We start from the raw sequence: 20,663 nt of genomic DNA on the forward strand, positions 1-20,663 counted from the left end.
CAAAAAACCAAAAGATAATCGAATTTCAAAAAAAGTTACCCAAATAGCTTTAGCTTAAACTTATTTTTTTGTAAATTTAACTACTTCTTAAACAAGAAGTTAGCTCACTGATTTATTAATTAAAAACATTATTATTTGAAAAAATCTGTAATTTTTGTCGCTCTTTTATCAGTTGTATTTTTTGCTAGTTGCAAAAATAATGAAGTAAAGCCAGAGGAAACAATGGAAGCGACTATGGAAGAGCAAGTGGATTCATTTGCAACTGACAGCATTAAAGCTGGTGAAGTAGCACCTGTGGAGATGGAGAAGGATACTTTGACAAAAAAATAAGTCAGTTTCTTTTAAGTTATTTTAAGGTACCACGGGTAATGAAGCGAACATCAAAATTTTGAAATCAGGTTTCGACTATCCATTTAAAAGACAAAAGAAATTTACGATAATTACGAACAGTTCTATTTTTCAAATTGTTGTAATTATCATTATCGGTTTAAAAAATAGGCTAGCTTGGAAATAGGTTAGCCTATTTTATTTACAGTTATTAACATGCTGTTATAAACTTTAACAGAAATTGGCAATGTTATGTTTTTGTAAACTACTTGGGTTACTTATATTTGTTTTTTTACCAACGAATCACAATGAAATTTTCTACATATATAACAATAGTAGCCTTTTTTTTACTAACATCCTGTAACAAAGACAAATCCGGTAACCATAATTCAACCAGTAAAGACACTACTCTATTAGCCGATAAATACGAAGTAAGTTTTCCTAAACTAAATGATTCTTTTTTAGAAAAAAACAGAAAATATGTTGAGGCTTTCTATTTAAAAAAATACAATCCGAAAGACTATAGCGGTGGTTTTTTAGTTGCGAAGAACGGTCAGATTATCTACGAAAATTACAGTGGCTATGCATACAAAGAAAAAGGAACTAAAATTGATGCTGAAACGCCAATTCACATTGCATCGGTAAGTAAAATGCTAACTGCGGTTTGTGTACTCAAATTAGTTGACGAAGGTGATATTGAACTTGACAAATCGGTTAAAACGTATCTACCCGAATTTCCATGGGAAGAAACAACGGTAAGAATGTTGTTAAACCACAGAAGCGGATTGCGTAACTATGCTTATTTTACGGATGACAAAAATGTATGGGATAAGAAAAACACGCTGACCAACCAAGACGTCCTTACGTTATTAGCAACAAAGCCAATTGGTTTAGAGTCGAAACCTGGTACTCGATTTGGGTATTGCAATACCAATTATGCTTTACTGGCTTTAATCATTGAAAAAGTTACAGAAGAATCCTATTCTAAAGTAATGACTGAAAAGATTTTCGAACCTTTAGGAATGAAAAACACCTTTGTTTTTGATAATTTAGAAAGGAAAGACGAAGTAAGTCAGTCGTATAAAAACAATTACCTGCGCTTAGCATTTGAATTTTTAGATCAGGTTTATGGTGACAAAAATATATATTCTACACCAAGAGATTTACTGAAATTTGAGCTTGCCACCTATTCGGATGAATTTTTAAGTCCGGAAATGAAAAAAGAAATGTTTAAAGGGTACAGTTACGAACGTAAAGGAACACGCAATTATGGATTAGGTATACGTATGCTAGAATTTGAAACTGGACAGACTTATTTCTTTCATAACGGGTGGTGGCATGGAAACACCTCATCGTTAGTAACATTACGTAAAGAAAATGTATCCATTATTGCTATTTCGAACAAATACACACACAAAACCTATCAAACCAAAAAACTGGCGCCTCATTTTGGCGATTATCCGTTTAAGTTTGATGATGAAGTAATTGGTGCCGAATAAGCCTTTACCCTATTTTAACTGAAGTCATTGTTAATGAGCCACCCACTGCCTTATCATTAAAAAAGGTAATATCATCTTTACTGTCTTGCAAGGCTACAGAATACAGTAACGGAAAATAATGATCGGGTGTTGGAATAGCTAATTTTGCAGCTTTGTTTAAGGTTTCATAATCCATTAAAGCTTTATGATTACCCTCTGTAATTTTTTCTTTAAAAATAGTATTCATTTCGGACGCCCAATCATAGCCATATTCAGGTTCGTTTAGCTTATCCCAAGCAATCATCCCGAGGTTATGTACCATATTTCCGCTTCCAATAATTAGAACTCCTTTTTTTCTTAGACTTGCCAATTGTTTTGCTAATTCATAATGATATTGTGCCGGTTTGCTATAATCGATACTCAGTTGCAAAACCGGAATATCAGCCTCCGGATACATATGCCTAACGACTGTCCATGTTCCATGATCCAAACCCCAATCGTGATCAAGTCCCACATTAGTAGTTGTAATTAACTCCTTAGTTGCCAAAGCTAATTCTGGATTTCCTGGGGCTGGATATTGCACATCAAAAAGCTCTTTAGGGAAACCACCAAAATCGTGAATTGTTTTCGGATTATTCATAGCGGTTATGTGCGTACCTCGAGTAAGCCAATGAGCCGAAATCACTAAAACCGCTTTAGGCTTTTGGATTTCTTGTCCCATTTTTTTCCATGTTGAAGAAAATGCATTATTTTCAATACCATTCATTGGTGAACCGTGACCAATAAACAAAACCGGTAGCTTATCATCTTCAGTTGTCAACTCCTTTGTCCAATTATAAAACGGTTGCAAGCTTGCCATAATCAATCCTCCTGTTATACTTTTTATAAATTCATTACGATTCATACAAACAATATTTGTATATACAAATGTATAATTAATATTTTAGACTTTCATCATTTTTATAAGTATTTAACAGTCTGTGAAACGATTAGAGTAAATAGATACCATCGTCTTTGATAGCAATCATTTTTTGTCTGTACAGTGTACCTATAGCTTTTTTGAAAGTCTTTTTACTCATCTGAAGTACAGTTTTAATGTCTTCTGGATGACTTTCATCATTCAACCGTAAATAACCTTTACTCGCTTTAAGTTCGTCTAAAATTAATTGTGCAGAAGCATCGATGCGTTCCATACCAAATGGTTGTCTAGAAACATCAATTTTACCATCGGGACGTATCGTTTTAATATAACCAACAATACGATCACCAGTTCTTAAATCTTCAAAAACTTCATTTTTATATAAAAGTCCTTTGTGTTTTTCGTTGATTATTACGTTGATGCCCACTTCGGTAATATGAGAAACTATCAAATCTACTTCCTCTCCTACTTCTACAGTAATTTCATCATTTTTTAGAAACTGATTGGTTTTACTGGAAGCTACAAGACGTTTGGTTTTTTCATCAAGATACATGTAAACCAAATAACGCTTGCCTTGCTCCATAGGACGCGCTTGTTCTTTAAAAGGAACGAACAAATCTTTTTCCATACCCCAATTAAGAAAAGCCCCAAATTTATTGGTATAATTCACTCGAAGTAATGCAAATTCATTTAGAAAAATATAGGGTTCCAGTGTGGTGGCTACCGGACGTTCTTCGTGATCTAAATATACAAAAACGGCAATTTCATCGTCTATTTGAAAGTTTTCAGGTACATATTTATTAGGCAACAAAATATCTGTTGTTCCGTCTGTCAAATAAAGTCCAACCTTAGTATCGCGAGCAATTTTTAAGGTATTAAATTTTCCTATTTCAATCATTATAAAAAATATAAGGACACAAAGATACGAAGTAGTTTCAACTTACGTTTTATCTTTTAACAATCATAAAAATAATTCAGATAGACAGAAAATTATTACTTTTAAAAATGAAACAATTTTTAGCGCTTTTACTATTCTTTATATTATTAAGCTGTTCCAATAAAATCAGCCCTTTTTTTGAATACAATAAATATGACACCTCCAAAAACTTAGTACTAAATGACAGTTTAAAGTTTTCTCATGAGTCGTATGGAGATGTACGATATATTAAGTCTAAGAAGGAATTAAAAAAGCTTTTAAAGAAAACGCATTTTAAATACAATAATGTTTTAGTTTATGGAAAGACTTTTATCGAACCGATCTATGAATATTACATTCTGATTGATAATACTAAAAAAGAGGAATACTCTTATTACTTCAAAAAAGACTCTGTAATAAACAATCACACCTATAGTTTTATTGGATATCCGTATAAAAATTCAACCAGTATTGATTTCAAATTTTTGTCGAAAAAAATAAGTTCTAATTCAACAAACAGTAAACAAAAAGAAACGCCTTTTGATATTCTTAAGGAAAATAAATTATCCAATCAATTTCTAAAAGGGTTTGAAGAATTAAACAATTTTAAAGCAATAACGAATGAAGAAAAAAGCATCAAACTGCAACTCCAACTAACCTATGCTTCTTTTTTAGGGCCTAATAAATATTACAACGAGTTGATGGCACAATGGGAAAAAAGTGAAAAGAAAAAAAGCACTATTGATTTAATACAGAATAAAGGAATTTTTGGTTTAGATACTGTTCAGCATAAAATTATTTCAATTGTAAAAAATGAAAAGCTTATTATGTTTAATGAAAATCATTTTTATCCCAATCACAGATTATTGCTTACCAAACTTCTACCCGACTTAAAAAAAAGCGGCTTCAAATACCTCGCCTTAGAAACACTTGATCAAAACAAAGATAGTATCTTAAATGCTAGAGGCAAGTTAGACATGGAAACTGGGTTTTATACCAAAGAACAATATTTTGCAGAATTAATTAGAAGTGCTCAGGCGCTAGGTTTTAAATTTGTTGCCTATGAAAATTTTGACAATGATAAAAACAGGGAAATAGCCGAAGCTGAAAATTTATACAACAAAACATTTGCAAAAGATTCGACTGCAAAAGTTATAGTGTTTGCAGGTATTGCGCATATCACAGAACAACCAGACAGCAATAACAAAAAATGGATGGCAATGCATTTTAATGAAAAATACAGCATTAATCCAATTACTTTTTCACAAACGAATTACAGTAGCTATCGAGACTTAACAAATTCACTAATTCTTATAGATAGTAAAGACTTACCAGATAGTCTACAAAACACCGATTATAAAATAATAAACAATTTATCATTAAAAGAAACCAAAGGCAACTTTACCTATTCGAACACATTAAATCGTAAAGTTCAAGTAACCATTTATTTTGAGGAAGAATTAAATGACATACATGATTACAAAAACAAAGTTCCTTTTCGTTGCAACCTACTTGATGAAAATGAATCATTTATAACTCAATTACCAGATTCTAAAATGCGCTTAATTGTATTTGATGCATTAGGTGAAGTTCTTGAAAGCAGCATTTTAAATTAAAAAAGCGCCTTAAAGGCGCTTTCATATAATTAAATATCTACTATTTGTAAACACTTTCTTTTTTGAAATGTACTGTTAGAAGATAATAAACAACTGCTCTGTATTTGTTTTTATTAGATCTGCCATATTTTTCAATTACCGAATCAATAGCTTTATCTAAATCGGCTCCATCTTTAAGGCCTAATTTTTTTATTAAAAAATTGTTTTTAACTGTTGCCAACTCAGTATCTGAAGATCCAGAAACTGTAGAAGCATCGGCATTGTAAATTGATGGTCCGCAACCAATAGTTACTTTCGTTAACAAATCCATGTTTGGAGTTACACCACATTTATCTTTCAAATCTGCAGCGTACTTTGCAATCAGTTCATCTCTTTTACTCATAATTAATTTTTTTAATTTCTACTAAGGTATTTCTCAAATTTAAACATTTATACTAACGAATGAAAGAAAAAAACAACATTATCCTTTAATTTTAGGTTAAATTTTTAAAATACTCCAGTAAAATCTCATTATTAACTGCTGTAGGAGTACTAATTTCCATAATAGATGGCTTATCACTGTTGAGTAAAAACTTCAACTCGGTTTGTAACTCAAATTCGTTGTTAACCTTAAAATATTGAAAACCATACATTTTTGCTAAATGCGAAGCACTTAAGTCGTGTTTTGTCTCGAAAAAAGTATTAAAAACTTCCGTTTCTTGATGTCCCGGTAAAATCCTAAAGATACCTCCACCTTTATTGTTGATTACTATAATTTTAAAATTATTCGGGATATAATTATTCCACAAAGCATTACTATCGTAAAAGAAACTTACATCGCCCGTTATAAAAATCATTGGTTTATCATTTGCAACTGCTGCACCAATAGCTGTTGTTGTACTCCCATCTATACCACTTGTTCCACGGTTGCAAAACACTTCAATGCTTGAATCGATATCGAATAATTGCGCATATCGAATGGGTGAACTGTTACTAATTTGCAGTTGACTGTTTTGGGGAAGTATTTTAAATATATCATTGAAAACCCTCATGTCCGAGAATGGAATACGTTCTACGTAAGCATTATGTTTTTCTTTTCTAAAAACTTTCAACAATAATGATTTCTTTTGATAATCACTTTCTACACTTTGCGAACTGTTATAAAGTGATTTAAAAAATGTATTGGGCGTTGTCTCTATATGATTTGTCAAACATCCAAATGTATCATAAGCCCGTAATTCATCTATATGCCAATGTTCTGAAGGTGTATATTTTCGCAAGAAAGCTTTAATTCGTTTAGAAACAATCATACCGCCAAACGTTACTAAAACTTCAGGCTTGAACTCTTCAAAATCCTTTGCTGTATAAGGCGTGATGATGGTATCGATATTTGTAATAAAGTTTGGATGATGTACATTTGATGTCACCTCCGTCATCACAACTACTGAAGAATCGTTTGCAAGGTTATTAATTACCTCAACATCAATTTCATTAGGATTATTAACTCCAATTAAAACTAATTTCTTTCGAGCAGCATTCCATTTTTGACTAAAAGTATCAATGCTAGGAAGTGGCTTTTCCGTCGGTTTATAATGCAATACCGTTGGCTGAACAGTTAATTGATTTGTAGTTTCGTATAAAGGTTCTTCAAATGGAACGTTAATGTGTACCGGCCCTTTTTTACTAATAGCCGTTTGAATAGCTTCGTTGATTTTTAGGTCGTTTTCTTCCGATGCATTTTCTTCCAGATTAGCTGTATAAAGAATATGGTTTGCAAATACATTTTCCTGTCGAATGGTTTGCCCGTCTCCAATATCGATTTTACTTTTAGGACGGTCTGCAGAAATTACAACCATTGGAATCTGACTGTAAAATGCTTCGGCTATAGCCGGATAATAATTTAACAAAGCCGAACCAGAAGTACAAACAACCGCTACCGGTTTTCTTTTTTGTTGGGCAATTCCTAAGGCAAAAAAAGCTGCACAACGTTCATCGGCTATACTATAACTAGCAAAACTAGGATTACTAGCAAAACCAATGGTTAATGGCGCATTACGAGAACCTGGAGAGATTACTATATCGTGAATATCTTTAGCTTTACATAGCTCTATAATACTTTGTGCTAAAGGAATTTTTGGGTAAATCATTTTGGTAATTAGATATAGCACAAAGATAAGAATATTTATATGCTTGCTATATCTTCTTTCCTTTGAGAATTTAAACTATTAGCGTCTTCATGCTCTTGCAAGATGATGAATTTATAAAATGTAAAATGAGATATCCCATAAAACAAAATTACCATTTGATATACACCTTCGTTTTTTACATAAAACTTGTTAATAAAGAACGCACCAACCTGAATAATGAATAAGACAGAACTTATTAAAAGCCAATAATTTTTTCTTCTCGGACTGTTAACATAATTAATAATAGCAATACCCCCTATGAAAGAAGTGATAAGGGCATTAAAGAGCCATACGTAATAACTATTACCTAAATCATCCATTACCAATTCAATTATGTATAAGTATATTATAAAGAAAGGTATGAATGCAATGGAAATAGCTTTAACATTCTCTCTACTAATCATCTTTATAACCAAAATAAGCAAACAGACTTTAAAAAGTGCTGAAGCTATGGATGCATAAATAATCAAATCAGGGCTATCAAACCTAAACAAAACCGAAGCCGACTGATACAACAATAACCCAAGTATATATATGGGTTTAATCTTTTTTGAACTAACACAATACAATGCAATAAGAATTGGAATTCGTATAAACCAAAAAAGTTGAGTATATTCTTCCAAGTTTAAAAAAGAGGAAAAACTATATAAAACCAGGTTTATTAAGTAGGAATAAATTAGTATTTTTGATGAATTCTTAATTTTCATTAAATCAATTACGACGTTAGCTTATAAATTTAACATTTTTTCTCAATATAAACCATTTTTATGTCAATTTCAATACGTCCAGCCACTTTTGAAGATATGCCATCTGTTTTGGAAATTGTAAATCATGAGATTTTACATTCGACTTCTATTTGGGATTATGATTGCAGAACTATTGCAGAACAAAGAAGTATTTTCAAGGAGAAAAAAGAAAAAAATTTGCCTTTTTTAGTCGCCGAAAAAGATGCTGTTATAGTAGGATTTGGCACTTATGGACCATTTCGTTTTAAACACGGCTATCGTTTTACTGTTGAACACTCCGTTTATGTTCATCCCGATTATATTGGAAACGGGATTGGAACTGTTCTTGTAAAAGAATTGATTGCTATAGCACAACAACAAGAGCTACACACCATGATTGGCGTAATTGATGCAGATAATATAGGCAGCATAGCTTTTCACGAACGCCTCGGATTTAAAAATGTTGGACATTTAAAAGAAACGGGCTACAAGTTTAATCGTTGGTTGGATTCGGTTTTTGTGCAGATGTTGCTATAGTGTAATTATGCTAATTAAATAGTATATTTAAGATGATAACAAAAAAGGCTTTTAGTTAATAAACTAAAAGCCTTTTTTACTGCCTACTGCGACTAGAACCTAACTCTTAATCCAATCTGTTATTTCTTTATCGTCTGGTAAAACACGTGGACTGATTACATTATCCAATTCTCCTTTTTCGTTAATCAGGTACTTTTGAAAATTCCACTCTACATGATTATCTTCTAAACCATTCTTAGCCTTTTCCGTTAAAAAATGATACAACGGATGCATATCGTCTCCTTTAACTGAAATTTTCTCCATCATTGGGAAAGTAACCCCGTAATTTTTAGTACAAAAAGCTTTAATTTCAGTATTATTTCCTGGTTCCTGAGCGCCAAAATTATTTGCCGGAAAACCAATAATTACAAAATTTTTGTCTTTATACTCGGAATACACTTTTTGTAATTGTTCGTATTGAGGAGTTAATCCACACTCGGAAGCTGTATTAACAATCATGATTTTCTTTCCTTTTAACGAAGCAAAATCAAATTCTTTACCATCAATATCTTTAACTTTAAACTGATAAATATTCTGAACCCCAGTAGTTTTTGTTTTTTCTTGTGTTTCCATAACTTTATTTTTTTGTTTTTGCCCCTGACAACTAATCATGAACAAAATCCCGATAAGCAATAACGTTTTTTTTATCATAGTATTGTTTTTATAAAGTTACAGAATTTGTCAATTTCAAAATCTGTACATTCATTAAAATTATGTTAACTAAATTTATTTCTTGTAAAATTTACGATACTGCATGTACGAAACAATTCCCAAAAGTGTAACCAAAGCTACGGAAACATAGACAAAATTAGGCGTTACTACTTTATCCCCTTTTGCATACGAATGCAATCCGGTCAAATAGAAATTCACTCCGAAATACGTCATCATAATCGAATAGAATGCAAAAACACTCATCAAATTAAAAATCCATTTACCTCGTAATGCCGGAACAAATCGAGCGTGAATTACAAAAGCATAAACCATAATACTAATTAAAGCCCAGGTTTCTTTCGGATCCCAACCCCAATAACGTCCCCAACTTTCATTGGCCCATTGTCCTCCAAGGAAGTTTCCTATAGTTAACATTACTAAACCAACGGTTAACGCCATTTCATTAATAATGGTTAACTCACGAATATTAAGCTCCATTTTCTTTTTGTTCTTTGAGTTGGTTAACAACATTAACAGCAAGGAAACAATTCCTAGTATCATTCCTAAGGTAAATGGCCCATAACTCGCCACAATAACGGCAACGTGAATCATTAACCAATAAGAATTCAATACCGGTTGCAAATTCGCAATAGCTGGATCCATCCAGTTCCAGTGCGCAATCATTAAAATCATTGCAGCTACGAATGCAGTTGATGCTACCGTTAATTCAGATTTTCTTCCAAATATTAACCCAAACAACATCGTGGCCCAACCTACATATATCATGGATTCGTAGGCGTCACTCCATGGCGCATGACCAGAAATATACCAACGTGCAATTAACCCGGCAGTGTGTAAAGCAAACAGTAACGCAATTATAACATGGCTAATTTTAACCAAGGTATTAATTGTTTTTCCTGAATTGAAAATCTTTACGATTACAAACAAGAACATCAATACCCCGGCATACATATACCATGAGAATAACTTCTTGAAAACATCGTATTTGTTATATAGAATTTCCGAATTTATCTTTTCTTCACTCGGATAAACCTCATTACCATACTTTTTCTGAAACTTGATTAATCCATCTAAAAATGTATCGGCCGCTTTATAATCTTTTTTGATTACAGCCTCATCTAATGAAGATAAATACAATGGCAATACATTTTTGGTGAACAACGAATCTATACCTTTTAAGCCCGCCTCATTAAGTTCAAGATGCGAAACCCATTTGTTGTTTTTATCGTACGGAATTGGAAAAACCTTTAAAATTTGGCCGCTTAATGCAGAATACAAAAGATTTACTTTCTTATCGGTTTCTATAAAATCTTTCTGAAACTGATTCGGAACTGCTGCTTTGTAGGCTTCATCCAAATAAGGCGATAATTTATAGTTACCTCTTTCATCAAAAAATTTCATCAAAGAAACATACTTCGTTCCTTTATCTGCTCCAATCAGATTATGAATGCTATCATTGTCTTTTTTAATGTAAATAATCGGCACATTGTACCATAATTGTGGATACTGTGTCATGGAAAGGAACACCTGATCGGAATTCATTCCCTTATATGAATCACTTTTACTTACTTTTCTAAGCAATTCTGATGAAAACGTATTTACAGGTTTCATACGTCCACCTTGATCCTGAACTATTAGTCTTCCAAATTTTGAGGAATGCTCTTCCGAAACTTTATAATGTTCCAACAAGGAATCGATTTGCTTTTCGGTTGGCATTTTTGGTTGATGCTCTTGATGTTGCGCTATTGTATTCAAAGCAAAAAACAAAACAAAAATATTCAAAACTGCAGCTTTCTTATCTTTTACTTTTTTCAATTTGCGTTTCAAATCACCAAAACGAGAATCTTTAGTAAACAGAATACCTAACATTCCGGCAAACAACAAGAAGTATCCAATATAGGTTATCCAAGTACCCCAAAAATCATGGTTAACCGATAATATTGTTCCTTTTTCATCTGGATCGAACGATGCCTGAAAGAAACGGTATCCTCTATAATCGAGAATATTGTTCATGAAAATTCTTGCATCAAATTTAGTATTCTGCTCTTTGTCGTCAATTGTAACCTGACTTTCGAATGCCGAATAACTCTTTTCAGTCCCTGGATATTTAGACGCAATAAAATCGTTAAGTTTAACAGAGAAAGGCGTTTCGTAAACCTTACTTCCGTATAGGAAAGTATATTCTAAATTTCCTAATTTAAACGACTGCGGCACTCCCATTTTTCCTTTAGAACCGATAAGTGTTACTTCTTTTTCTTTTCCTTCAGAAGTAACTGTTAGCACTAAAGCATCATCTGTGTTTTTGTCTTTATAATCTCCATTTGATTCCTGAACCATTTTTCCTTTAATAGCCGGTTCCGGAATTACAAACTGGGTTCCGCCCATATTGTATAACGAACGTAGCATTAACGGTTGAATTTTATCTTTTTCAACTTCACCTTTAAACTGATCGGCCATTCGCATAAAATTTCCATCAAAAGGCGATTGGATTGTATAAGCTTCGCTGATTTTAGTAATATTTACAGCTCCAGGTGTAAATTTGTTGAATGCAAAAAGTACATTATGAATGTTTTGCACTTCACCTTCTTTCAAGAAATGTTCGTGTCGTGTGCCATCTCCAGACTCAACCAATTTCAAATAGAAAACTCCATTTTCATCGGCTTTAATGGTTTCTTTGGCACCCATGATAAAATCCTTGTAACGAATTTCGAAAGGTATTTCATCAAATTTCTCAGAAATACTAAAATCGTTATTGGTAACAGGAGATAATAATAACAGTTTTTCGAACGAACGACGTTTCATTTCGCCTTTGTAGTTTCCATCTACAAATACATTCAAGTACGTTTTATCAGAAAAAATTTGAGTAGACGATTCACCTTCACGAATTGGCATCATCCCTTCAAAACTGATATAGCGTGTAATAAAGGCCCCAACTATAATCAGAATAAAAGCCAAGTGTAATAACAACGAAGCCCATTTACTCTTTTGCAGTAAGTTGTAACGCTTAATATTGCCAATGAAGTTAATGACGAAAAACACCATAATAACTTCAAACCAACGTGCATTATAAATTAAAATTCGAGCAGTATCAGTATTGTATTTACTTTCTATAAATGTACCGGTTGCCATAGCTGCGGCAAAAACCAGAAACAAAATAGCCATTAAACGAGTAGAGAACAAAAAGGAAAATATTTTTTTATCCATGACGGAATGCGTTTTATACAAATTGTCGCGAAGATACTTAAAAACAAGTTTTTGTTAACGCTTTTTAACGTATTTTAAGAAACTAATAAGCCTGATTGGAAAATCCGTTCAGGCTTATTTTTAAATTCCAATTTCTATCTGAAATCGTATATACCAATTATTTTTAACGCTATTGTCGTAATAATGCAATTGATCATAGGTGATTTCTGTTTGCAACTTAAATGCATGCTCCCAAATATATTTGGTCACACCTACTGTATATTCGTTAGTATTAGGAGAAAGAGTTCTAATATCCTCATGCACATTTTGAAACGAGTATCTTCCTATAATCTCATACATTGAAGGAAAAATGTAACTTAACTGGTAATCCATGCCTTGCCCAACATTAATAAAATTACTTTGGGTCGTATCTAAGGGGTTTATGGTTATTGGATTTTTAGCCATTCGTTTCATATAAGTTGCCATTGCCGACCAACCATTGTATTTAAACATTAGATCTCCAAAAACTGAAGACATCGTTCGTTGTTCGTATAAATCATTACCCGTTTCACCTTGTGTTCTTCGGGCATGATTGTTTTGATGTGCAGCAGCAGACAACATTAATTTTGGTTTTTCTTCACGAGACAAATCACCTTCAAAATTAGAACCGTCTTTTTTGAAAGAACCAAATGGGAAAACTTCTAATTTACCAGTAAAAGCGACACCATTATCAGGGCTTTTGGTCCAGTTTCTTCCTTCACCAGTAGTTACTGCGGTTTTAAAATTATACGAAAACGTATTAGGTTTTTCATGCAAATAATAGGCTTGGAAACCAAAATCCCTATCGATGTTAAATTTACTATTATTAATACTTCTATCTGTTAACTGAAGCGCTCCAGAGGAATTTACCCTTTGACGGTTTCCCGGAATTTTCGTTTGACCAAAAGTGAAACTCCAATTAGAATCTGGGCGATAAAAAACAGCTGCATCACGAATAATGTTAATATTTTCACCATCGCGAACTTCTCCAACATCACCGGGTGCAAACGATAGTTGTATTACATACAAAAACTTTGGATTTCCAACATAGCCATCAAAACGCAAACGCAAACGACGAATTTGTCCATCGTATGCCGCTTCTTCACCTTCATTTTGAATGTAACCAATCCGGTTCTGAATTCGAAAACGAACATTTAACTGAAAAATACTATCTGCAGAGGTAATTCCTAAGCCTTTCCCGTAGTTATAGTATGGAAGGGCTGCTAATTTTAAATCGTTATCTTTAGTAGAAAACTTTATGTCTTGCGCTTGTATTACAGCAGCAAAGCACATAAAAAAAAATAAAATATTTTTTCTCATGTTAATTAATTGTTAGTTGTGTGTTATTTGGGCGCAAAGCTAATGTTATTAATTTCCTCAAATATTAAGTTATTGTTACCTTTGCAAAAATTTTGAACTATGGAAAACAATTATATCGGATATCATTTTAAAGTAGAACCAAAAGAACTGGGTTCAGAAATTTTGGTTGCCGAATTGGGCGAAAAAGCCTTTGAAAGCTTTATCGAAACTGAAGAAGGGATTTCGGCTTACGTTCCAAAAGCCCTTTGGACAGAAGATATCTTAGACGATATTTTTATTTTACAATCCGATGAGTTCAAGATTTCATATATCATGGAGGAAATTGAACAAGTGAATTGGAATGAAGAATGGGAAAAGAATTTCGATCCAATTGATGTAGAAGGTGTTTGTTATGTAAGAGCACCTTTTCATGAAAAAACCAATGCGCAATTCGATATCGTTATTGAGCCCAAAATGAGTTTTGGTACCGGCCATCACGAAACAACTTTCATGATGATTCAACATTTATTAGAAACAGACGTTACCAACATGAAAACACTAGACATGGGTTGCGGAACAGCTATTCTAGCTATTTTGGCTGAAATGAAAGGAGCAAAACCGATTGACGCCATTGATATAGACAACTGGTGTTATTTGAACTCAATCGAAAATGCCGAGCGTAACCATTGTCAGCACATTTCGGTTTACGAAGGCGATGCTTCATTGTTAAATCAAGGACAAAAATACGACTTGATAATAGCAAATATTAATCGAAACATCTTATTGAACGACATGCAAACCTATGTAGACTGTTTAAACAAAGATGGAATTTTATTGTTAAGTGGTTTTTATAATGAAGATATTGCTTATTTAGATGCTTCTTGCACTGAAAAAGGCCTAACATTTATAAAAAAGTTTCAAAAGAACAATTGGGTATCTTTAAAATACGTAAATTAGTATTACTTTATTTATAATCCATTGATTATGAGTGTAAAAGAAAAAATAAAAGAGCAGATTTCCGTTAAGGAAATACTAGCATCAAACTACGAAATCATTCTTTTTAATGATGATGTAAATACGTTTGATCATGTAATTGACACACTAATTGAGGTTTGCCAGCACGAGCCTTTACAAGCCGAACAATGTGCTTTATTAGTACATTACAAAGGTAAATGTGCTGTAAAAACAGGTTCGTATAAAGAACTTGAGCCGCAATGCAGTAAACTTTTAGATGCCGGCTTAAGTGCCGAAATTCAATAAAAAATCCCGATTACTCGGGATTTTTTTATGAATTCATTTTGCCTATTGCGCAACTTATATAAGACTTTGCTTTTGTGGTAAGTGAATTTTTATCTTCTATTTCTGGATAGCCAATACTTCGCAAAGCATTTCGAACAACATCTAAATCCGATTCTACGGTATAATTAAACACTACAGAATCGTCTTCATTGCTTACTTCCACATCACTAATATGGTCAATTTCGCTTAGTTTACTGGTTATAGTATTAGCACAACCGCTACATTTTAAATTTTGTATGTATACTTTAGTTTTCATGATTTTAAAATCTATTCAACTAAGTTACAACATAATAAGCAAGTTAATTGTAACAAATGTTACTTAAGACTCTTTTAATGAGGCAATTTATCTTTCAAAACGCCATAGAAATAGGTTCCTAAAAGCGCTCCAAATAGAACAAGGACTATACCATAAAAACCAGCTCCTAACAAAATAAAAATTGGTCCTGGGCATGCCCCAACAAGCGCCCATCCTAAGCCAAACAGTATACCACCTACAATATAACGTACAAAGCCTGGTTCTTTATCGGCAATTACAATAGGTAATCCCTTGCTATCTTTTATCGATTTTCTTTTAATTATTTGTACACCTAATATTCCGGTTACAACTGCCACACCAATAATTCCATACATGTGAAACGACTGGAACTGAAACATTTCATAGATTCTGTACCATGATACGGCTTCCGACTTGGTTAATACTATTCCGAATACAAAACCAACTAAAACAAATTTTAACAATCCTAATATTTTCATAACTTAAAAAATTAATGGCAAAAGAAAATGCGACATAATTAAACCGCCTATAAAAAACCCAATTACTGCAATTAGAGATGGTTTTTGCAAGTTACTAAGTCCTGTGATTGCATGACCTGAAGTACATCCACCTGCATAACGTGTTCCAAAACCTATTAATAGACCTCCAAAAAACAAAATCGCAATGGTTTTTCCATTTTTCAAAGCATCGTAACCAAATAGACTGTCTGGTCCCAAATTACCATTTGGTGCTTCAATATGCAATACTGTAAGTTGTTCAACTGTTTTAGGATTTAGATTTACCCCACTTCCATCCGATAAATAATGAACAGCTACAAAACCACCAATAATAGCTCCTAAAACTACTGCTAGGTTCCATTTTTGTTCACGCCAATCAAAATTAAAAAAACTGGCTGTTTTGCCCGCTCCCGCCATTGTGCAAAGCGTGCGTAAGTTAGACGACATTCCAAAAGTTTTTCCGAAAAAAAACAATGTCAACATAATCACTGCTATTAAAAAGCCTGAAATATACCAGGGCCAAGTACCATAAAATGAATACATACTAAAATATTTTTTGACAAAAGTAAACAGCCAATCGCTATTTTTTGTAACAAACATTACATAATTTTCTTTGTATCATTATATTCTTTTACTTTTGAAACATAAAAAATAGCATACATGAAAAATTTCAGCATTGAGTTAAAATGGGCTTCCATAGCTATAATCACTACTTTTCTTTGGTTTCTATTGGAAAAATCTTTGGGAATGCATAATGAAGATGTAAAATGGCAACCTTTATTTAACATGCTCGTTTTTTTCATCACAATTCCTATTTACTATTTATCACTTAGAGACAAGAAGGGAAATTTTTACAACGGAGTGATTACCTGGAAGCAAGGTTTTTTTTCGGGTTTGGCACTAACTTTCTTTATCACATTAGCTAGTCCTTTTATATACTATGTTTCATTTGTGTACCTCTCTCCTGATTTTTTCAAAAATATCATTAGTTTTACAGTAGAATCAAAAAGAATGTCGCAAATTGACGCAGAAGCTTACTTCAATATGAGTAGTTATATCACGCAATCCATATCTACCGGATTATCATACGGTGTGTTGTTATCGGGTATTTTTTCCTATTTTCAAAAAACAAAGTAATCATATGAAACGCATATTAACCTTTGGAGTTTTTTTAATACTGGCTTCGTGCATTAGTACAAAATCAAGCATAAAAAATATAGACAATACTGTATCCAAACCTATTTTAAAAGACGAAGCTTACTTAATAACCGAATATGCTTCCGATAAAAAATACGGCTATGATGCTGATTATCCTATCAATATTGGATTTATTCTAGAAATGAATGAAGATAAGTTTATAAAATACTTTTTTAACGGCTTAGAAGGACCAAAAGGAGAATCATTATCCTATAAAAAAGTTGAAACTTGCTGCCCATTTCCAACTAAAAACAATAAAATTGGCGGCGGAATGTTATTTGTATACGAAGTTACCTGGAAAGGTCAAACGAAACCTACTCGATTGTATTTCAATATTTACGAAAGAGGAAAAATTATGTGTCCGATTGGTCTTGCCATTAAAAACAATCCAACCAGAACTAACTAATAGTAAGAATTTTATAATTTTTTTAGCCTTTTTTCAATTACGAAGAAAGGCTTTTTTATCTTATCTTTGCACCACAATTTTTCAACTATGAATTTAAACAACATACCACAAATTAAACATACAGACAGCAATAATTTCTTTTTATTGGCTGGACCTTGCGCCATTGAAGGAGAAGAAATGGCAATGCGTATTGCTGAAAAAACAGTTTCAGTTACCGACAAATTAAAAATTCCTTATGTTTTTAAAGGTTCTTTTAAAAAAGCAAACCGCTCAAGAATTGACAGTTTCACCGGAATTGGCGATGAAAAAGCCTTGAAAATTCTTGAAAAAGTATCTAAAGAATTTGGCGTTCCCACAGTAACAGACATACATACTAATGAAGATGCAGTTATGGCTGCCGAATATGTGGATATATTACAAATCCCTGCTTTTTTAGTTCGTCAAACCGATTTGGTAGTTGCTGCTGCCAACACTGGAAAAACGGTAAACTTGAAAAAAGGACAATTTATGAGTCCGGAAAGCATGAAGCACGCCGTTCAAAAAGTACTGGATTGCCACAACCAAAATGTAATGGTTACCGATCGTGGAACAATGTTCGGGTATCAAGATATGATTGTTGATTTTAGAGGAATTCCAACCATGCAACAATTTGCATCTACCGTGCTGGACGTTACCCATTCACTTCAACAACCTAACCAAATGGTTGGTGTTACTGGAGGGCGACCGGACATGATTGAAACTATTGCTAAAGCAGGAATTGCCGTTGGTGTTAATGGTATTTTCATTGAAACTCATTTCGACCCAGCTAATGCTAAAAGTGATGGTGCTAACATGCTTCATTTAGATTTATTTGAAGGCTTAATGACGAAACTAGTTGCAATCCGTCAAACTATTAATACATTTTAATTTTTTATTTAAAAACTTAACCTACAATGAAACAATCGTTTTTGATGTTAATGCTCTTAATGGGTTTTGCATCTCAACAAGTTTTCGCTCAAGAAGAAATTGTAACCCCAGAAAAATACACGGCACACAATAAAGGTAAATTCTATATTTTTTGGGGCGGAAATCGTGATTCGTATAGCAAATCGGATATCAATTTTACTGGAAAAGATTACAACTTTACCATTTATGATGTGGAAGCACATGACAGACCTAAAGGTTGGCATATTGATTATTTCAACCCGGCAAGGATGACAATCCCTCAAACCAATTTACGAATTGGATATTTTATTACAGATAAATACAATATTTCAATTGGTGTTGACCACATGAAATACATCATGACTCAAAACCAAACCGTTAACATGAATGGGTATATTAATTTACCCGGAACTGATGCTGGTGCTGCTTACAATGGAATATACACTAATGTTCCGCAAGTTATGACAGAAGATTTTTTAACTTTTGAGCATACTGACGGATTAAATTATGTTAATACAGAGTTTTCCAGAGTTGACGATATTTCTAAATTGTTTTCCATTAACAATACCGATGTCTTTCAAGTAAATATAACCGAAGGTGTTGGTGGTGGTGTTTTATATCCGAAAACAAATGCTAAAGTTTTAGAAAAAAGACGTCACGACGATTTTCATATTTCAGGATATGGAATGGCTGCAAAAGTTGGTTTAAACTTTACTTTTTTTAAGTATTTCTTTATACAAACCGAATTAAAAGGTGGCTATATCAATATGAATGATATTAAAACCACATACGAAGGTGCAGATAGAGCCACACAAGAATTTTTCTTTTTGCAAAGAGTTGTATCTTTCGGAGGAATATTTAGAATATAAATTCAAAACATAAAAAAAGGCTTTCAAATGAAAGCCTTTTTTATGTTGTATTACAAGTTAATTTCCATCAACGTAATTTTGCAGGTATTTAAATCGCTCTGTCAACTTACCATTTTCAGTAATTTTTGCCCTTTGAAGAATTCCATCTTTATCACCATTGTAAAAAGCAGGAATAACATGCTCTAAAAACATTTCTCCAAAACCTTCACTAGCGTCTTTTGGTAGTTCACAAGGTAAATTATCAACTGCCATAACTACGATAGCTCCTGGATGATTTACATCTACTTCTGTACCCTCACTAGGATAATAACCATATATTGGCTCTGCAATGGTTGAAGCCCTTAAAGTAGATTCAATTGGCCCATTAACATCGCAAGAAACATCAGCGATAACCTTAATTTTATTATCTGGTGCATTAAGCATTGTTCTAGATAGAATTACCGGTGCTCCGTTACCATAAAAGTGACCGGCAATAAACATATCGGACACCTTGGTAAAACGTTCAAAATTAGATGTATATTCTTCCGGATTAGCATAAAAATCTTTCTTATCAAAAGGTTTTCCGTCTATTCTCATATTATAATCCTTCACATCAATTTGAGCATAAACCGGTTGCGTATAGGTTTTTGTAAGGTAATCTTCAATAGATACTTGCTTAATTTTCATTCCGTCAAGAATCTCCTTAGCTCCCATTCCTACTTTACCATGACCTGTCAATACAATTTTAATAGGCGGCAACATTGGTCTGCGTAGTCTTTCTATCAAAGCGGCTTTATCGGTAAGCGTTTCGGCTTTGGGCAAATTATACAATTCGTATTTTAATCCAAATGCTCTAAAACCATTATAAGCCCCTACGATTCCGGCATAACGGCCAAAACCAATTAATCTGTGATTGGTTCCATCAACAATAGTTTCATGATCCAACAACTCTATGTTTTTTTCTAAAATTGCAATAAGTAGTTTTCTGTTATAGGCTTGCTTTTTAATAGTGTGAGAAAAGAAAAAGTATTTTTTATTTGGTATTAGAGCATAAACGGGAACTTCTTTTACTCCGATAAGTACATCACAATCCGACATATCGGTAGCTACTTCAAATCCTAATTTTGAATATTCTTCATCTGAAAAAACGCGAATATCCGATGCTTCAACTTTAATTTCAACTTGAGGATATTGTTGTTTTAATTTGACCAATTCTAAAGGCGTAAAAACGACTCTTCGGTCTGGCGGGTTTTTTCTTTCTTTTATTATTCCTATTTTCATTCGATTGAATCTTAAAGAAATT

General features: G+C 32.9%; 22 protein-coding genes. 10 read left to right on the forward strand and 12 right to left on the reverse strand.

What is annotated here, in order from left to right:
- The first annotated feature begins 135 nt into the window (after window positions 1-135).
- Window positions 136-330: a hypothetical protein gene (locus ACZ1JT_RS01095; RefSeq protein WP_465094324.1), complete on the forward strand. Its 195-nt coding sequence runs from the start codon at window positions 136-138 to the stop codon at window positions 328-330.
- A gap of 305 nt (window positions 331-635) precedes the next feature.
- The gene (locus ACZ1JT_RS01100; protein ID WP_465094325.1) at window positions 636-1,826 is read left to right on the forward strand and encodes a serine hydrolase domain-containing protein; all 1,191 of its coding nucleotides are present in this window, start codon (window positions 636-638) and stop codon (window positions 1,824-1,826) included.
- Window positions 1,827-1,830: 4 nt separating this feature from the next.
- On the opposite strand, the gene ygiD is transcribed toward ACZ1JT_RS01100, so the two are convergent.
- On the reverse strand, window positions 1,831-2,664 hold the full coding sequence (gene ygiD / locus ACZ1JT_RS01105; protein WP_465095263.1) for a 4,5-DOPA-extradiol-dioxygenase: 834 nt from the start codon (window positions 2,662-2,664) through the stop codon (window positions 1,831-1,833).
- Between the two features lie 130 nt (window positions 2,665-2,794).
- Complete coding sequence (locus ACZ1JT_RS01110; protein ID WP_465094326.1) at window positions 2,795-3,622, reverse strand: CvfB family protein; 828 nt, start codon at window positions 3,620-3,622, stop codon at window positions 2,795-2,797.
- Window positions 3,623-3,729: 107 nt separating this feature from the next.
- Here ACZ1JT_RS01110 and ACZ1JT_RS01115 point away from each other — a divergent pair, with 107 nt between their 5' ends.
- On the forward strand, window positions 3,730-5,256 hold the full coding sequence (locus ACZ1JT_RS01115) for a hypothetical protein (RefSeq protein WP_465094327.1): 1,527 nt from the start codon (window positions 3,730-3,732) through the stop codon (window positions 5,254-5,256).
- Between the two features lie 40 nt (window positions 5,257-5,296).
- On the opposite strand, the gene ACZ1JT_RS01120 is transcribed toward ACZ1JT_RS01115, so the two are convergent.
- The 3 genes from ACZ1JT_RS01120 to ACZ1JT_RS01130 all read right to left on the reverse strand — a co-directional run bounded on the left by ACZ1JT_RS01120 (window position 5,297) and on the right by ACZ1JT_RS01130 (window position 8,044).
- Window positions 5,297-5,638 (reverse strand): DUF2853 family protein, encoded by a 342-nt coding sequence (locus tag ACZ1JT_RS01120; protein ID WP_465094328.1) that lies wholly within the window; start codon window positions 5,636-5,638, stop codon window positions 5,297-5,299.
- Window positions 5,639-5,729: 91 nt separating this feature from the next.
- Window positions 5,730-7,382, reverse strand: coding sequence for a 2-succinyl-5-enolpyruvyl-6-hydroxy-3-cyclohexene-1-carboxylic-acid synthase (menD, locus tag ACZ1JT_RS01125; RefSeq protein ID WP_465094329.1), 1,653 nt, complete (start codon window positions 7,380-7,382; stop codon window positions 5,730-5,732).
- 35 nt (window positions 7,383-7,417) lie between these two features.
- Complete coding sequence (locus ACZ1JT_RS01130) at window positions 7,418-8,044, reverse strand: hypothetical protein (RefSeq protein ID WP_465094330.1); 627 nt, start codon at window positions 8,042-8,044, stop codon at window positions 7,418-7,420.
- 144 nt (window positions 8,045-8,188) lie between these two features.
- On the opposite strand from ACZ1JT_RS01130, the gene ACZ1JT_RS01135 reads away from it, so the two are divergent.
- Window positions 8,189-8,683, forward strand: a complete 495-nt coding sequence (locus ACZ1JT_RS01135; RefSeq protein ID WP_465094331.1) for an N-acetyltransferase family protein — start codon at window positions 8,189-8,191, stop codon at window positions 8,681-8,683.
- A gap of 99 nt (window positions 8,684-8,782) precedes the next feature.
- Here the strand turns inward: ACZ1JT_RS01135 and ACZ1JT_RS01140 are convergent, their stop codons facing one another.
- The 3 genes from ACZ1JT_RS01140 to ACZ1JT_RS01150 form a co-directional block, all read right to left on the reverse strand.
- Window positions 8,783-9,370: a glutathione peroxidase gene (locus ACZ1JT_RS01140; RefSeq protein ID WP_465095264.1), complete on the reverse strand. Its 588-nt coding sequence runs from the start codon at window positions 9,368-9,370 to the stop codon at window positions 8,783-8,785.
- 78 nt (window positions 9,371-9,448) lie between these two features.
- Window positions 9,449-12,598, reverse strand: a complete 3,150-nt coding sequence (locus ACZ1JT_RS01145) for a cytochrome c biogenesis protein (RefSeq protein WP_465094332.1) — start codon at window positions 12,596-12,598, stop codon at window positions 9,449-9,451.
- A 120-nt stretch (window positions 12,599-12,718) separates the two neighbouring features.
- Window positions 12,719-13,936, reverse strand: a complete 1,218-nt coding sequence (locus ACZ1JT_RS01150) for a porin (RefSeq protein WP_465094333.1) — start codon at window positions 13,934-13,936, stop codon at window positions 12,719-12,721.
- A gap of 99 nt (window positions 13,937-14,035) precedes the next feature.
- Between ACZ1JT_RS01150 and prmA the strand changes: the two genes are divergently transcribed.
- Together prmA and ACZ1JT_RS01160 are read left to right on the forward strand one after the other, a co-directional pair.
- A complete protein-coding gene (prmA, locus tag ACZ1JT_RS01155) occupies window positions 14,036-14,872 on the forward strand; it encodes a 50S ribosomal protein L11 methyltransferase (protein ID WP_465094334.1) in 837 nt (278 codons plus the stop codon).
- A 27-nt stretch (window positions 14,873-14,899) separates the two neighbouring features.
- On the forward strand, window positions 14,900-15,175 hold the full coding sequence (locus ACZ1JT_RS01160; protein ID WP_465094335.1) for an ATP-dependent Clp protease adaptor ClpS: 276 nt from the start codon (window positions 14,900-14,902) through the stop codon (window positions 15,173-15,175).
- Window positions 15,176-15,200: 25 nt separating this feature from the next.
- Here ACZ1JT_RS01160 and ACZ1JT_RS01165 read toward each other — a convergent pair whose 3' ends face one another.
- The 3 genes from ACZ1JT_RS01165 to ACZ1JT_RS01175 all read right to left on the reverse strand — a co-directional run bounded on the left by ACZ1JT_RS01165 (window position 15,201) and on the right by ACZ1JT_RS01175 (window position 16,528).
- On the reverse strand, window positions 15,201-15,470 hold the full coding sequence (locus ACZ1JT_RS01165; RefSeq protein ID WP_465094336.1) for a heavy-metal-associated domain-containing protein: 270 nt from the start codon (window positions 15,468-15,470) through the stop codon (window positions 15,201-15,203).
- A gap of 74 nt (window positions 15,471-15,544) precedes the next feature.
- The gene (locus ACZ1JT_RS01170; protein ID WP_465094337.1) at window positions 15,545-15,967 is read right to left on the reverse strand and encodes a DUF6691 family protein; all 423 of its coding nucleotides are present in this window, start codon (window positions 15,965-15,967) and stop codon (window positions 15,545-15,547) included.
- 3 nt (window positions 15,968-15,970) lie between these two features.
- The gene (locus tag ACZ1JT_RS01175; protein WP_465094338.1) at window positions 15,971-16,528 is read right to left on the reverse strand and encodes a YeeE/YedE family protein; all 558 of its coding nucleotides are present in this window, start codon (window positions 16,526-16,528) and stop codon (window positions 15,971-15,973) included.
- A gap of 117 nt (window positions 16,529-16,645) precedes the next feature.
- Here ACZ1JT_RS01175 and ACZ1JT_RS01180 point away from each other — a divergent pair, with 117 nt between their 5' ends.
- From ACZ1JT_RS01180 to ACZ1JT_RS01195, 4 genes are all read left to right on the forward strand, one after another.
- Complete coding sequence (locus ACZ1JT_RS01180) at window positions 16,646-17,122, forward strand: DUF4199 domain-containing protein (protein WP_465094339.1); 477 nt, start codon at window positions 16,646-16,648, stop codon at window positions 17,120-17,122.
- A gap of 4 nt (window positions 17,123-17,126) precedes the next feature.
- Complete coding sequence (locus ACZ1JT_RS01185) at window positions 17,127-17,588, forward strand: 2-dehydro-3-deoxyphosphooctonate aldolase (protein ID WP_465094340.1); 462 nt, start codon at window positions 17,127-17,129, stop codon at window positions 17,586-17,588.
- Window positions 17,589-17,675: 87 nt separating this feature from the next.
- Window positions 17,676-18,494: a 3-deoxy-8-phosphooctulonate synthase gene (gene kdsA, locus ACZ1JT_RS01190; protein ID WP_465094341.1), complete on the forward strand. Its 819-nt coding sequence runs from the start codon at window positions 17,676-17,678 to the stop codon at window positions 18,492-18,494.
- A gap of 26 nt (window positions 18,495-18,520) precedes the next feature.
- On the forward strand, window positions 18,521-19,381 hold the full coding sequence (locus ACZ1JT_RS01195; protein ID WP_465094342.1) for a hypothetical protein: 861 nt from the start codon (window positions 18,521-18,523) through the stop codon (window positions 19,379-19,381).
- Window positions 19,382-19,438: 57 nt separating this feature from the next.
- Here ACZ1JT_RS01195 and ACZ1JT_RS01200 read toward each other — a convergent pair whose 3' ends face one another.
- Window positions 19,439-20,641, reverse strand: a complete 1,203-nt coding sequence (locus tag ACZ1JT_RS01200; RefSeq protein ID WP_465094343.1) for an NAD(P)-dependent oxidoreductase — start codon at window positions 20,639-20,641, stop codon at window positions 19,439-19,441.
- Between the last annotated feature and the right edge of the window lie 22 nt (window positions 20,642-20,663).

This window comes from Flavobacterium sp. IC2-16, from assembly GCF_055521455.1.

Bases quoted from the DNA above. Each gene is read 5' to 3' on its own strand.
- ACZ1JT_RS01100 (WP_465094325.1), top strand. From the start codon at position 636: ATGAAATTTTCTACATATATAACAATAGTAGCCTTTTTTTTACTAACA.
- ygiD (WP_465095263.1), bottom strand. From the start codon at position 2,664: ATGGCAAGCTTGCAACCGTTTTATAATTGGACAAAGGAGTTGACAACT.
- ACZ1JT_RS01110 (WP_465094326.1), bottom strand. From the start codon at position 3,622: ATGATTGAAATAGGAAAATTTAATACCTTAAAAATTGCTCGCGATACT.
- ACZ1JT_RS01115 (WP_465094327.1), top strand. From the start codon at position 3,730: ATGAAACAATTTTTAGCGCTTTTACTATTCTTTATATTATTAAGCTGT.
- ACZ1JT_RS01120 (WP_465094328.1), bottom strand. From the start codon at position 5,638: ATGAGTAAAAGAGATGAACTGATTGCAAAGTACGCTGCAGATTTGAAA.
- menD (WP_465094329.1), bottom strand. From the start codon at position 7,382: ATGATTTACCCAAAAATTCCTTTAGCACAAAGTATTATAGAGCTATGT.
- ACZ1JT_RS01135 (WP_465094331.1), top strand. From the start codon at position 8,189: ATGTCAATTTCAATACGTCCAGCCACTTTTGAAGATATGCCATCTGTT.
- ACZ1JT_RS01145 (WP_465094332.1), bottom strand. From the start codon at position 12,598: ATGGATAAAAAAATATTTTCCTTTTTGTTCTCTACTCGTTTAATGGCT.
- ACZ1JT_RS01150 (WP_465094333.1), bottom strand. From the start codon at position 13,936: ATGAGAAAAAATATTTTATTTTTTTTTATGTGCTTTGCTGCTGTAATA.
- prmA (WP_465094334.1), top strand. From the start codon at position 14,036: ATGGAAAACAATTATATCGGATATCATTTTAAAGTAGAACCAAAAGAA.
- ACZ1JT_RS01160 (WP_465094335.1), top strand. From the start codon at position 14,900: ATGAGTGTAAAAGAAAAAATAAAAGAGCAGATTTCCGTTAAGGAAATA.
- ACZ1JT_RS01165 (WP_465094336.1), bottom strand. From the start codon at position 15,470: ATGAAAACTAAAGTATACATACAAAATTTAAAATGTAGCGGTTGTGCT.
- ACZ1JT_RS01170 (WP_465094337.1), bottom strand. From the start codon at position 15,967: ATGAAAATATTAGGATTGTTAAAATTTGTTTTAGTTGGTTTTGTATTC.
- ACZ1JT_RS01175 (WP_465094338.1), bottom strand. From the start codon at position 16,528: ATGTATTCATTTTATGGTACTTGGCCCTGGTATATTTCAGGCTTTTTA.
- ACZ1JT_RS01180 (WP_465094339.1), top strand. From the start codon at position 16,646: ATGAAAAATTTCAGCATTGAGTTAAAATGGGCTTCCATAGCTATAATC.
- ACZ1JT_RS01185 (WP_465094340.1), top strand. From the start codon at position 17,127: ATGAAACGCATATTAACCTTTGGAGTTTTTTTAATACTGGCTTCGTGC.
- kdsA (WP_465094341.1), top strand. From the start codon at position 17,676: ATGAATTTAAACAACATACCACAAATTAAACATACAGACAGCAATAAT.
- ACZ1JT_RS01195 (WP_465094342.1), top strand. From the start codon at position 18,521: ATGAAACAATCGTTTTTGATGTTAATGCTCTTAATGGGTTTTGCATCT.
- ACZ1JT_RS01200 (WP_465094343.1), bottom strand. From the start codon at position 20,641: ATGAAAATAGGAATAATAAAAGAAAGAAAAAACCCGCCAGACCGAAGA.